This window comes from Sulfitobacter sp. PM12 (assembly GCF_045586035.1).
In the GTDB taxonomy this organism is placed as follows: Bacteria; Pseudomonadota; Alphaproteobacteria; order Rhodobacterales; family Rhodobacteraceae; genus Sulfitobacter; species Sulfitobacter pontiacus.
This window is the reverse complement of record NZ_CP151535.1, coordinates 1-12,075: the sequence shown is the minus strand read 5'-3', so window position 1 is coordinate 12,075 and position 12,075 is coordinate 1. Positions and strand designations below refer to the sequence as shown.

Sequence of the window (12,075 nt, the reverse complement as noted above, 5' to 3'; positions counted from 1 at the left end):
TGGCCTCGCCTCAGCCACCTGGTCCGCAGTCGATACAACGCAATGGCGGGTTGGGACCAAATTCGAGGGCTGCTGCCAGATTGCGCAGAGCCGTGCGCAGGCCTTCCTCGATCACCGGATGATAGAAGGGACGTTGCAAGACCTCGGTCACCGTCAGCTTGCTCTCGATGGTCCAGGCCAGTAGATGTGCCAGATGCTCCGCTGCCGGGCCAATGATCTCCGCCCCCAGCAGCCGCCCGGAGTCTCGTTCGCCATAGACCCGCAAGAGACCGACGTTTTTTCCGATGACACGGGCGCGGCCCTGATCTTCGAAAGAGACCTCGCCAAAGTCAAAATCAACGCCCGCCTTTGTCAAAGCCGCGTGGCCTTGGCCGATCACGGCAATCTGCGGGTCCGAAAACACCACACCCAGCGGAGTGCGGCGCGCGCGCCGGTAGACCTCGGGGTAGCGCGCGGCGTTCTCGCCCGCGATGCGGCCTTCATCCGCGGCTTCATGCAGGAGGGGCAGGTCTACAGCCGCGTCTCCGGTCACAAAGATCGAGGACACACCCTCGTTCGAGGATTTTGCGCGCAGCGACATCGGATCAATCTCGGGTGTGCCACGGGCGTCAAGGACAAGCGACGTATTCTCCAAGCCGATCTTGTCCAGATTCGGCTTGCGCCCGGTCGCGGCCAGCAGATAGTCAAACCGTTCTTCGCCCGCATCAGACGGGTCGTTGCGGTTGGTCCACGATACGACCACCTCATCGCCGTCGCGTTTGATCTCTGTATCGGCGTCGAAATGCGCGCTGAACTCTCCGGCGAAGGTCGTGCGCGCATAGGCGACAAGATCCGGGTCGCTGAGCGGGCCAACACCATTGCCAAGGCCAAAGAGATGCACTCGCACGCCAAGCCGTGACAGAGCCTGACCCAACTCTAGCCCGATGACACCAGCCCCGAACACAACCGCCGCGCGGGGAAGGTCTGTCCAGTCGAACACATCGTCGTTGATGATCAAACGATCCCCGGCCGCCTCGAACGGGGGCGGTATGATCGGGCGCGAGCCGGTGGCAACAATCACGGTGCGCGCCGTCAGCCGGGTGCTGTCGGCCAGGGCAAGCGTGTTGTCATTTAGAAATGTAGCGTTCTGTCGGATCAGGTGACGCGAGTCGAAGCCGTTAACCGCTTCGTTGACAAAGCCGACAAAGCGATCCCGCTCGCTTCGGACCCGGTTCATGACGGCAATGCCATCGACTGAGATATCGCCCACATGCACCCCGAATTGTGTCGTGTGGCGTGCCTCATGGACGGCGTCAGCAGCAGCGATCAGCAACTTGGACGGCATGCAGCCAACCCGCGCGCAGGTAGTGCCCAGTGGGCCACCGTCGATTAGTGCCACACGATCGGTCTGTTTGATCGCCTCGCGATAGGCGGCCATGCCTGCCGTGCCCGCGCCCAGAATGGCGACATCTAAATCATAGTCTTGCATTGCTTCGTCCTTTTTTATGGGGGCTTATGCAGTAGTCGCAGGCCGCAACAACGCGTCAAGACCACCGGCGCTGTTCAGCGCGGCAAGGTCATCATAACCGCCGACATGGAAGTCACCGATGAAAATCTGCGGCACGGTTGTGCGGCCACTGGCGCGCGCGATCATCTCGGCGCGTTTGTTATCATCGTTGGATATCTCGAAGTTGGTGAACGTGACGCCTTTGCCGGTCAAGAGTGCCTTGGCTGCCTTACAAAAGGGGCAGTAATCCTTGGTGTAGATAACGATTTGGGGTTTCATGCCTCGTGACCTTGCTTTGAAATTATCGGGGTTACGCCCCGGCCTAAAAAAGACCGGGGCGCACGGTCGTCAGCTTTCGCGAGCGATGCGTTTCAGAGCATCTCCGGCAAGGAAGACAGCAGCCGCCAGCAGCACAATGTCCTTGAGTAGGAACTGGCCGGGAACAACGGACAGTGCCGGGAAGCCGCCAAGACTTGGCTCGGTCACAGGCGCTGTGAACAGGAAGCTGGCTGTAACGAGGAAGGTGACAACCGCACCAAGCGCGCCAAGCAGGGCCGCCTTGGGGAACTTCGCCCCTGCGATGATCAGCGCGGCAACGGCGATCTCGGTCGCGCCGATCAGGTTGGACGCGCCTTGCAGGCTGAACACGCTATACAGCCAGCTGGTCAGCGGACTTGAGGCGACCAACCCTTCGATAGCTCCGGCTTCGTAGGCGGTGAATTTCATCGCCCCGATCCAGCCCAGAACAGTCGCTGTGGTGAAGCGAAGGCCCTGAACACCCGCGTTACTGATGCTGTCGCCGAGCGCGTTCAGTTCTTCCGAGGCGTTCGCGGGGGAGTAAGTTGTGTCGGACATGTTGGATCTCCTTTGTTGACCAATCGGTCTTTAATTAGGTATAAGTGTGCGGCGTCTTTGCCTATGACGCAGAATTAGCAATTAGAGACCGATTGGTCAACAATTGTTTTTTCACACCTAAGCGAGGAATATTACAGATGCAGCAACCCGGACGACCACGCGAGTTCGATCCCGATGAAACGCTTTCGAAAATTATGCGGCTGTTTTGGGAAAACGGATATGAAGCGACCGGCCTGAGCGAGATTACTTCGGTGACAGGCCTTGGCAAGGCGAGCCTTTACAAAGCGTTTGGCAACAAGCAGTCGATGTATCTCAAGGCTCTGAAACACTATGAAGGCTTGATGGTCGATGCGGCGGTGGCCGTGCTTTGCTCCAAAGACCTAGCTCCACTTGAACGAATTGACGCATTCCTGTCCTCACCGATCATCGCGGTGCGCGACTACAATGACCTGCGCGGTTGCTTCCTGTGCAATGCCGCCGCGGATCGCGCATCCCACGACAATGAAACGCGCGCGCTAGTCCAGAAAGGCTATGACAAGATGCGCAAGAGCATCGTTGGATCACTGTCCGAAGCCTTGCCGCAAATGTCGCCCGAAACCATCGCAGTGCGCGCAGAGATTGTTTTGACGGTTTACTCCGGTCTGCGCGTCATGTCGCGCGCGGGTCAAACCGCTGACCTGATGCTGGCTACAAAAGATCAGGTGATAAAGGAGCTCAAACAGGTAACTCAACTCCAGTAGAATTGAACACACCGAGACGGACGCCCTTGCCCAACAGTGCTAGGGCGTCGCAAAGACTATTTTTGACGCCATTAAATTTCCAAAGCTGCCATTGGCGCAACTGCAGCGAAAGTTCACGCCGTCCCGCACAGCGGACAGTGAACAGGTCATCGGTGAAGGCCCGCTATGCCGCACTCGGCGGTCAAAACTCATGCGTTTTTGTCACCGGCGGAATCCACCGTTTTTGGCGCAACAAAACGAACCCTTTTGCCGGAATTTGGCTGCAAAGTGACCTACCAAGTTGCCCTGTAAATTGCAGATGCCGCACGGTGAACGAAACTCGCGTCGTCGATAGCGTTCAGGTCAGCAGCTAATGCTCGATATCGACGGCCTGCCTCCTAGCATGCGGGCAAGTTCCGAAACAGAAATCCCAGCCATCTCACGGAAGTGGGCGGCCTTCGGAAACAAGCTCAAGTCATGCTTTGTAGCCATTACTCGCCCTCGACCAACGCTGACGTCATATACTGGCAATTACAGTCGCAGAATGCTCAAAATTTTTCAATCAAATTAGGGCCTGTGGACATTCAGGATTCCCATCCGGCCTAATTTCTGATTCAAACTTCCAAAATGGAGGTTTGAATGAACGAGCAACGGTTTGTAGTGTCGGACATGTTGTGGCAGCGGCTTGAACCACATCTTCCGGGTAAGGTCAGCGATGCTGGAGCCACTGCAAAGGACAACCGCCTGTTTCTGGAAGCGGTCTTCTGGCGGGTGCGCACCGGGTCGCCGTGGCGCGACCTGCCGCCCACCTTTGGCCATTGGAACAGTCAGTTCCGACGGTTTCGCCGATGGGCCGAGGCGGGCGTATTCGATAATCTTTTCAATGCCATGAGCAAAGACCCAGACCTCGAATATGCACTGATTGACGGTACGATAGTTCAGGTTCACCAAAAGGCAACCGGCGCAAAAGGGGGACTCAACATCAGGCCATTGGGCGTTCGCGCGGCGGGCTGACGACGAAAATCGTGGCGTTGGTGGATGGGCTCGGAAATCTGGTGCGCTTCTTGCTGCTGCCCGGGCAAGCGCATGACATGAAAGGTGTCGCGCCGTTGATCAAAGGTGTTTCATTTGACGCACTGCTTGCGGACAAGGCGTTCGATGCGGACTGGCTCTTACAAGACCTCGACGCGCGCGGCGCTACAGCTGTGATCCCTCCCAAAGCCAACCGTAAAATACAACGCGATTTTGACGCGGAAATCTACAAATGGCGGCATCTGGTGGAGAATTACTTCGCAAAGGTCAAGGAATTCAGAGCTATAGCCACTCGGTACGATAAAACGGATTGTAGCTATGCCGCTTGCTGGAACTTGGCCGCAACACTGATTGCATCAAAGTGAATGTCCACAGGCCCTAGTCTATTATACTATTTTCTCGGTGCGGCTTGCTGAGTACGTCTTTCAGGCGCACATTCACATAGCTGCTGTCAAATAGCCGCAGCGATTTGTTGCATGTGGCCAAGAATTTCTTCGATACGAGGATTCCCAATCGGTTGGTGGTGCTTCGACTTCAGATAAACACCGGGAGTATGGATGGCGTTTTGAGCGCGGTGTAGGCCGGTGCCGTGCAAGGCGCCATGGGACACTGCTCCTTGCAGAGCCACCTTCGATCTCTCGCTGTCATGAGCGATATGGTTTCGAAGGGCAATCCAAAGATTGATGATGGCCATCTGCTGCCCGGTGAGGGCGGATATGCCCGCCATGTTGGCTGTGGTGATCCATCGCTTCACACCTTTCTTCAGAGCTTGAGCATTGCTGAACGTGATGTTGTTCCCGTTGTTGTCGATGAGCGAGATGATCGTCGCTCGATCAATGCTGGTTGGAGCCTTGTACGGGGCATATCGGTTCAAGATTTGCTTTTGCTTGTCCGTTAAGTCTTGGTTGAGAGCGTGTTGCAGGTGAATAGCAAACTGGCTGGGATCGCGGTTGATGTAGGCCACGATTAAGTCGCTCAAAAAGCTCTCCCACAACGTGGCGGCCGAAATCATCGTTGACGCACTCAAGCGAGTAACATCTGCGGCGGAATGCAATGAAGCGTTGACGGTGTGGTAGAATGCAATCGCTTCCGTCAGTTGCGCATCGAAGGAGGCACGTACGCGAGCGGGGTCCATTGTGCGCAAATTTTCTCTCCCTATGAATTCTAGAAAAGTTACCAGCTTGTGCCGACACGGATTGTCCCTACACTCTGCAGGCTATGGATGATGCAAATTTTTTCAAGCTTCGCAAATCAGGAAAGACCTATATTTCCAAGGTCTTCAAGTTCGATAAAAGACACGTAGAGCGCTTCCGGCATGTACGAATGGTCATGGAAGGATCGGACAGTCTTCATTTCGGAGAAATTGAAGGTGCGATGTGTTTGCGACTGACGGGAGAAAAGCGAAAGACGCAGGTTACGGCTTTGGTGTCGCAGGATGATCAGCAGGTGCGACGAGTATCGTTGCAGACCTATCAGTCTCGGAAAAATGACTGGATACAGGGTTACGAGGAGAACGAGTTTACCTTCCGTGGGGACGAACTCAAACGGCTTTTGGCCTTCCTTCACCAAGTCAAGTTTGTGGACCTTTCCAACGAAGAAAACTTCCAGATTGAGGACATCTCTCAGGGAGAAGGCCCGAAGGCCATCATTGACGCCTCTGAGCGAGGTGTTGTCGAGCAGGTACGAAAGATGGATACCGGACAGCGCGAAGCTGTTCTGGAAGCATTACGCGGCTCTCTAACATCAGATGAAGTCAATCTACTGCTCGGACGCCGACAGGGGCTGCAGGTGTTCACGGATCGTCTGAAAGCTGGTGATTGGGCGGAAACAGATTGGCAGGATTTTTTCGAGCGCGAACAGTGGGTTTTTGGATACGGACTCGATTACCGTATCATGCGCCAATTCGGGCGCGAGATGGTAGTTGGAAGCGGTGGCGGGACTGATAACCGGAACAAGCCGATTGTTGATTTCCTCGGTACGTTCACAGACTACACGGTCCTTGTCGAGATTAAGCGACCTGACACCAAGATTTTCAAACCGTCGAAGGGAGGCCGGGCCGGGACATGGGAATTCAGTACAGATTTCACAAGCGCGGTATCACAGATCATCCAACAGAAGGCGGAGTGGTTGTCATTTGCTCAGAGCGGTGACCACTGGAACAAGGACGGAGACAAGCTTGCAGCTCGGACACGAAATGCCAAATCAGTGCTAATCATTGGCTCCCGGAAGGAATTTACCAAAGATGAATGCGAGGCACAGATCATGCGCGATACGTTCGAGCTGTTTCGGCGCGAATGCCGCACAATCGACATCCTAACATTTGACGAACTGCACGAGCGAGCAGCGTTCATACTGCGTAGCGATTGATTAAGTGAAGTATGAAGCTGACTTTGTGTCCAAGGACTCACAACCGTAGTGCATCCGCCCCTTGGGGCGTCCGCGCGAAGCGCCGGGCCTGTCGGCGGGTGGCCTTCAGGTTGCCCCCCGACAGGTCACCCTGAAACCGCCCACCACCTGGATCACGCCAGAACGCAAAAGCCCCCGCCTGTTGACGGGGGCCTCGATCATTGCGGCGGCGCGGGCTGTTACTCGGCGACCATCCGGTCGGCCTGCGCGGTGCGCTCCATGATATAATCCACGGCTTTCTGCGCCTCAGACGCGGCGCGGAAAATCGCGCGGCTGTCTTCCTTCATCGCCTCCAACCATCCTTCGACATATGCGGCGCTCTGGTCGAATTCAGGCTCTACCCCAATCTGCGCGCAAAGCATGCAGTTGCCAATCTCCGCGACCAGTTCCTCGAACGCGTAGGCCTTGCGGTCGTTGAACCGGCCCAAACGGTCCAGCCGCTTCCTCGCGCCTGTCCAGTGGATTGTCTCGTGGGCCAAGGTGCCAAAATATCCTGCGGCTCGGTAAAATGTGCCTATCGGCGGCATGTGGATGCGGTCGGTCTTGGTGTTGTAGTAGGCGCGCGGCTCCTCGGTCACGTCGATCTGCGCGCCGGTCGCGGCAAAGAATGCCTCCAGCTCGGGATCGGCTGACCTGCCACGGAACTCTCATCCAGCTGTGACTTGAGCCCGATTGATGTTTACGCCGATTGGCGCAGGTTGAGCAATCGCCCGACACGCGGAGCTTTCATCTCGCGTAGCGGGGCGGGCGATCGCGGTGGTCAGGGTCCGCGCGTAGTCGGCCGGGGTCTGGTAATTCAAGGCCGAATGCGGGCGTTCGGTGTTGTAGTCGGCGGCCCATGCGGGGATCACGACGCGGGCATGTGCCAGGTTGCGGAACATGGTCTCGTTAAGTAGCTCGTCGCGCATCCGCCCGTTAAAGCTTTCGACGAAGCCGTTCTGCATGGGCTTGCCCGGCGCGATGTAGTGCCATTCGATCCGGTGCTCGGAACGCCAGCGCAGGATCGCGTTACTGGTTAGTTCGGTCCCATTATCGCTGACAATCATGCCAGGCTTTCCGCGCCGCTCGATCAAGGCCGTCAGCTCGCGTGCCACACGCCGTCCCGAAATCGAGGTATCCGGGATTGCCGCTAAGCACTCCCGGGTGACATCGTCGACCACGTTGAGCACCCGGAAGCGCTGGCCGCTGGCGAATTGGTCGTGGACGAAATCCAATGACCAACGTGCGTTCGGCCGTGCTTCGACCAAGATTGGCGCCCGTGTCCCGACAGCCTTGCGTCGGGCCTTTCGCTTGCGCACCGCCAGCCCTTCCTCGCGGTAAAGCCGATAGATCCGGTTGATACCCGAGGGCTCGCCCTCGCGGCGCAGCAGCACGAAGAGCCGCCGATAACCGAACCGTCGACGCTCGTTGGCCAGATCCCGCAACCGACCGCGTAGAACCGTGTCCGGCGCACGCTTAGCCTGGTAGCGGACCATCTTGCGGTCCGCCCCGGCAATCCGGCACGCCCGCCGTTCCGATAGCCCGAGAAGGGCCTTCAGATGCGCGACCGCCTCGCGCTTCACGGCAGGCGTCACCACTTTTTTGAAACCAGTTCCTTCATTGCAGCCAGATCGAGCATCTGCTCGGCCAGCAGCTTCTTCAGCTTGGCGTTCTCATCCTCAAGCGTCTTCAGCCGCTTGGCCTCAGACACCGTCATGCCGCCGAATTTGGCCTTCCAGTTATAAAAGGTGCCTTCCGACATGCCGTGCTTGCGGCACAAGTCCGCGCATTTTGCGCCTGCTTCGTGCTCGCCAAGGATGCCGATGATCTGTTCGTCCGTGAATCTCGTTCGCTTCATTGTCCGTCCTCAAGTTGGGCCGGACTCTAATCGACGGTGGAGGAAAAATCCCGTGGCAGGTCACGGCCACGGTGCCAAGATCACGGGGCGGATCGGGCAGGATGTAGAATTCTTCGGGCAAACCCTCGATCTGATCGGCATTGAACACGCGGTAGGCCTTGGCATAGGGGATCTTACGTTCCTCGCCGTTCTCGTCTTCGCGCTCGACGGTGCCGTATTTCACGACCGTGGCGGATTTCTCGCCCTTGCGGACATGGCCTCCAAGCTGTTTGGCCTGATTGAACGTCATCCAGCGTGCTGAGCTGTAGTCCTTAGCCATCGCCGTGGTCCAAAGCATCAGAATATTTATGCCCCGATAGGCTTCGCCATTGAACCGTTCCGGCAAGCTGACCCCTCCTCCTCCGCCGGTCCACGGCTTGCGCCAAGGCGGCGTCCCCGCCTCGATCTGCGCGATGATCTGATTGGTGACATGGGAATAAACGTCAAACTTCTCTGCGGTCATTTGTGACCCTCCTTAGAGTGACGCGGGCCGGGTCTCTTTCCCTTTCCGCCGATGGGCGGGCCTTCCTGTTCTGATCTTTGGAATGCCCATGCATTCCGAAGGGCAGAGCAGGTAAGGGCAAAGCCCGTCCTGCGGCCTGGCGGGGCCGTGACAACCGGGTGGAGGGCGTGAATTTGGGAGGGAACCGCGCGCCTGCGCGTGGGAGGAACCGGAATTCTCGACCGGAACCGACGCCTTGGGGCGGCGCTTGCCGGTTTTCTCGGACCTGCCGGGATGGCAGGCGGATCAACAGGATATGGAAACTGTCAGGGTTGGGGCGAGCGGGCGTCAGCCCGTCGATCCCCAGCCCTGTCTATCACGCAAAGCGAGACCGGCACACTGCCGGGATCACCGAGTTATATCGATTTTATTGGCTGGAACTGAAACGAAGAGCGGTCATAATATTTCCAAAGTCTTAGGGTACTGATCCTGCACGGGAGTTTCATATGACAGCCGATGTACTGGGGCCAGACAACGCATTTTGGATTGATGGCGAATGGCTTGGCTGGGATAGCATTATCGATCCAGAAGAAACCAAATTCAGCCGCCTCGCTGAACTTGAGCGCGAGGCCGAACTGCGCCTCAAATATCCGAACGCTGATCCAACTTTGGTTCCATACTTTCAGGACCTTTTGACGCTTGCAGAGGCCTATTTCTGTGACACTGGACAGCACCTCAACGTTTACGGCGATATAGGTGAGCTTTTCGGTGCGATCATGTATGGGATCAAACTTCACAAGAACCATGCCCAAGGCTCCGATGGTAGATTGGGAAACGACTTCGTTGAAATCAAAACAATCTCGCCGATCAACAGCAAAGAAAAAACCAGTGTGCGTCTCGACAGGCACTTCAGCAAATTGCTCATCGTGAAGATAGACGACAACTTTGGAGTTTCGGGACGTCTCGTGAAGCGGGCCAACTTGCCCAAAAGAGCGGGCAACAATCTCCGGCTATCATGGGCAAACATGCCCGGCGCTAACTGATCCCGCAATTTCTTACATGATCGGCTAGGTCTTTCCATCGAACGGAATGACACACCCGCCATCGTCGCAGCCGGGAACGTTCTCAAAATGCACGCCGTTCCAATAATATACTATTGAACGCCTTACTGGATTCCGCCACAAAGAGACTATCTCTCCTTTTCTCAGTGCATGCGATGAACCAGACGACTGACCTCGAACTAAACGTGACCACCGAACAAGGCCTTCGGGCGCTTGCCGAGGAGGGACACACAGTCGAAGTGCTGTGCAAAGCCGATCCTGAACGCAAGGGACCAAGCTGGTACGGCATGTGGATCATGCGAACGGTCGGAAACGACGGTCAGGAGAAAATCCTCGTCACTGCCAGAACGCGCGTGACGCAAAATGCGATCAGGGTGCGCGAGTTCAAGACGGCAACTGGAGTTATATCGTTCCTCGTCGGCATTGGGTTCGCACAGGCGAGCATTCCTATGAAAAACGGGGAAACGACTTCTCATCGTCTCGTCAGTAACTGAGGCCTGAATCGCGGTCGATGTCCCTATCCTTCTCGACCTCCTGATCGTTTTCCTGTTCGCGCTCGTCCTCGATCTCCAGCTTCTCACGCGACTTGTTCAGCACGTCCTTCAACCGCTCGTTGACGGACGGCTTGCGCGCCTCGCGCCCGGCGTCCTCGCCCAGATCATACTCGCTGTGACCATCCAGCTTGTGAACCGCGGCTTGGCCGTCACGCCCGGCGTCCTTCTCCATGATTTCCTTCAGACGCTCCCGCGCATAATTGCGACCTTCCGGCTTCGGCGTGTCATCCTGGTCCCGTGACCGGCCCACAACCTGCGACAACCGCTCCCGGATATCATCTGACGTGCGCCCGATGCGATCTTTCGCGGTCGCGGCCCTGAGCGCCGCCAGACCGGCGGAAACACGGCCCTGCCCCGCCTCGCGCTCAATGCCGTAGGTCTCCCGCGCGATATCCAGCCGCTCACGCATTTCGCGGAAGGCGGCGCGGGCCTGGCGGGCGGCATGGACCACGGCCCCGCGCTCGGTGACCGGGACGTATTCCCGGCCCTGACGCTCGGCCACAGCTTTCGCGCGCCGCTCCATGGAATTGGCCGCTGGCCCCAGCTTCAGCTCGGGGTCGCGGTCCAGTTCCTCGGCCTTCAGCTTGTCCCCACGATCCAGCGCCGTCTCGCGCTGCTTCTCAAGCGACCGGTGATCGACACGCTCGACTTCCCCGACACGCTCCAGCGCGCGGTTCTGCAATTCGGCCCATAGGCCACGCATCTGCTCGATCTCGACGCCGCCGGTCTTTGCGGAATCGAGAACGCGCGTCTTGGCGGTGAAACCCCCGGCTTCAAGCCTGCGGGTGGAGGTCAGAACATGGGCGTGGTGATTGCGCTGATCGCCTTCACGGTGCGGCGAATGGATCGCCACATCGACGGCCACACCGTAGCGGCTGACCAGCTCCTGGGCGAAGTCGCGGGTGATCTGCGAGCGGTCCTCGGCGCTGATCTCGGACGGCAGGGCCAGCTCCCACTCGCGGGCGGTGACAGAGTTGCGGCGGGTCTCGGAAGCCTCGACCTCGTTCCAAAGGCGGGACCGGTCCGTGGCCCAGTCCGGGGCGTCCTTCGGGGTCAGGATGAAGGTCTCCTCAATGCCCTGCTTGCGGGTGTAATCGTGGACACGGCCTTCGCGCTGGCACTCGATGCGCTCCCCGACACGGTACGCGGCTGCCGCCGTAGCGGAGCGTCCGGCGCTGCGTTTGATCGTCTTTACGGAGAGGTGGTAGCTGGCCATGCGCCCTCCCCTCGCCAGTGATGCGGGCACGCCCGAGCGCCGCTGTTGACCCCGGCCCATGCCCCGACATGGGCCGCCGGGTCAGCCGTCTTTTCTCCGCAAGAGTGCGTCCGGAACCGGCGCGGTCTGATGGGAAAAGACAGCACGCCCGAAGTGAGCCTCTGGCTCTCTGAGGCGTGGGCTTGCCAGTGATCTGTCCCCAAATCCCCAGCCTCATGGGGGGCAAGATATGGGGACAGATCACTGGCGGTTTGCCGTGGGCAAACCCGGTTCGTGTCAGCACCGTCAGGTCCGACGACGCGAACCTCCCACAAGGGAGACGCCAGCGGCAGACCGGCCCCCACCGTGGGGCATCGGGCGAGACGCTGGCGCGACCTTGCGGGACGCGATCCAACCGCTGAGGTTGGGCTGGGATGGTTTGGAAGGGG

At 58.1% G+C, this 12,075-nt stretch carries 13 protein-coding genes; 5 read left to right on the top strand and 8 right to left on the bottom strand.

Features of this window, described 5'->3' with window-relative positions; all coding sequences use genetic code 11:
- Positions 1–10: 10 nt before the first annotated feature.
- From AADW22_RS18645 to AADW22_RS18635, 3 genes are all read right to left on the bottom strand, one after another.
- The gene (locus AADW22_RS18645) at positions 11–1,468 is read right to left on the bottom strand and encodes a dihydrolipoyl dehydrogenase (protein WP_407474937.1); all 1,458 of its coding nucleotides are present in this window, start codon (positions 1,466–1,468) and stop codon (positions 11–13) included.
- Positions 1,469–1,492: 24 nt separating this feature from the next.
- A complete protein-coding gene (grxC, locus tag AADW22_RS18640) occupies positions 1,493–1,765 on the bottom strand; it encodes a glutaredoxin 3 (RefSeq protein WP_289084285.1) in 273 nt (90 codons plus the stop codon).
- A 69-nt stretch (positions 1,766–1,834) separates the two neighbouring features.
- On the bottom strand, positions 1,835–2,341 hold the full coding sequence (locus AADW22_RS18635; protein WP_289084284.1) for a YkgB family protein: 507 nt from the start codon (positions 2,339–2,341) through the stop codon (positions 1,835–1,837).
- Between the two features lie 137 nt (positions 2,342–2,478).
- Here AADW22_RS18635 and AADW22_RS18630 point away from each other — a divergent pair, with 137 nt between their 5' ends.
- Both AADW22_RS18630 and AADW22_RS18625 read left to right on the top strand, forming a co-directional pair.
- Entirely contained in the window at positions 2,479–3,081 is a 603-nt protein-coding gene (locus AADW22_RS18630) for a TetR/AcrR family transcriptional regulator (protein ID WP_407474936.1), read from the top strand.
- 618 nt (positions 3,082–3,699) lie between these two features.
- Positions 3,700–4,457, top strand: a protein-coding gene (locus AADW22_RS18625; protein ID WP_407474935.1) for an IS5 family transposase whose coding sequence is annotated in 2 segments (ribosomal slippage) — positions 3,700–4,036 and positions 4,036–4,457 — 759 coding nt in all. Because the reading frame shifts where the segments join, the coding sequence is not laid out codon by codon here.
- 86 nt (positions 4,458–4,543) lie between these two features.
- Here the strand turns inward: AADW22_RS18625 and AADW22_RS18620 are convergent.
- Complete coding sequence (locus AADW22_RS18620; RefSeq protein WP_407474952.1) at positions 4,544–5,227, bottom strand: HEPN domain-containing protein; 684 nt, start codon at positions 5,225–5,227, stop codon at positions 4,544–4,546.
- Between the two features lie 83 nt (positions 5,228–5,310).
- Between AADW22_RS18620 and AADW22_RS18615 the strand changes: the two genes are divergently transcribed.
- Complete coding sequence (locus tag AADW22_RS18615) at positions 5,311–6,459, top strand: Shedu immune nuclease family protein (RefSeq protein ID WP_407474934.1); 1,149 nt, start codon at positions 5,311–5,313, stop codon at positions 6,457–6,459.
- Between the two features lie 218 nt (positions 6,460–6,677).
- Here the strand turns inward: AADW22_RS18615 and AADW22_RS18610 are convergent, their stop codons facing one another.
- The 3 genes from AADW22_RS18610 to AADW22_RS18600 all read right to left on the bottom strand — a co-directional run bounded on the left by AADW22_RS18610 (position 6,678) and on the right by AADW22_RS18600 (position 8,837).
- On the bottom strand, positions 6,678–7,115 hold the full coding sequence (locus AADW22_RS18610; protein ID WP_407474951.1) for a zincin-like metallopeptidase domain-containing protein: 438 nt from the start codon (positions 7,113–7,115) through the stop codon (positions 6,678–6,680).
- Between the two features lie 30 nt (positions 7,116–7,145).
- A protein-coding gene (locus tag AADW22_RS18605) for an IS3 family transposase (protein ID WP_184584799.1) occupies positions 7,146–8,335 on the bottom strand; the annotation gives its coding sequence in 2 pieces (ribosomal slippage) (positions 7,146–8,083 and positions 8,083–8,335; 1,191 coding nt in all).
- Positions 8,217–8,837, bottom strand: coding sequence for an ArdC-like ssDNA-binding domain-containing protein (locus AADW22_RS18600; protein ID WP_407474933.1), 621 nt, complete (start codon positions 8,835–8,837; stop codon positions 8,217–8,219). The genes AADW22_RS18605 and AADW22_RS18600 overlap by 119 nt, the downstream gene beginning before the upstream one ends.
- A 485-nt stretch (positions 8,838–9,322) precedes the next feature.
- On the opposite strand from AADW22_RS18600, the gene AADW22_RS18595 reads away from it, so the two are divergent.
- Positions 9,323–9,859 (top strand): hypothetical protein, encoded by a 537-nt coding sequence (locus tag AADW22_RS18595; RefSeq protein ID WP_407474932.1) that lies wholly within the window; start codon positions 9,323–9,325, stop codon positions 9,857–9,859.
- A gap of 173 nt (positions 9,860–10,032) precedes the next feature.
- The gene (locus AADW22_RS18590; RefSeq protein ID WP_407474931.1) at positions 10,033–10,371 is read left to right on the top strand and encodes a hypothetical protein; all 339 of its coding nucleotides are present in this window, start codon (positions 10,033–10,035) and stop codon (positions 10,369–10,371) included.
- Here AADW22_RS18590 and mobQ read toward each other — a convergent pair.
- Positions 10,361–11,647 carry a MobQ family relaxase gene (gene mobQ / locus AADW22_RS18585; RefSeq protein ID WP_407474930.1) on the bottom strand — a complete coding sequence of 429 codons (1,287 nt, stop codon included), beginning with the start codon at positions 11,645–11,647 and terminating at the stop codon, positions 10,361–10,363. The genes AADW22_RS18590 and mobQ overlap by 11 nt on opposite strands.
- Positions 11,648–12,075: the final 428 nt, after the last annotated feature.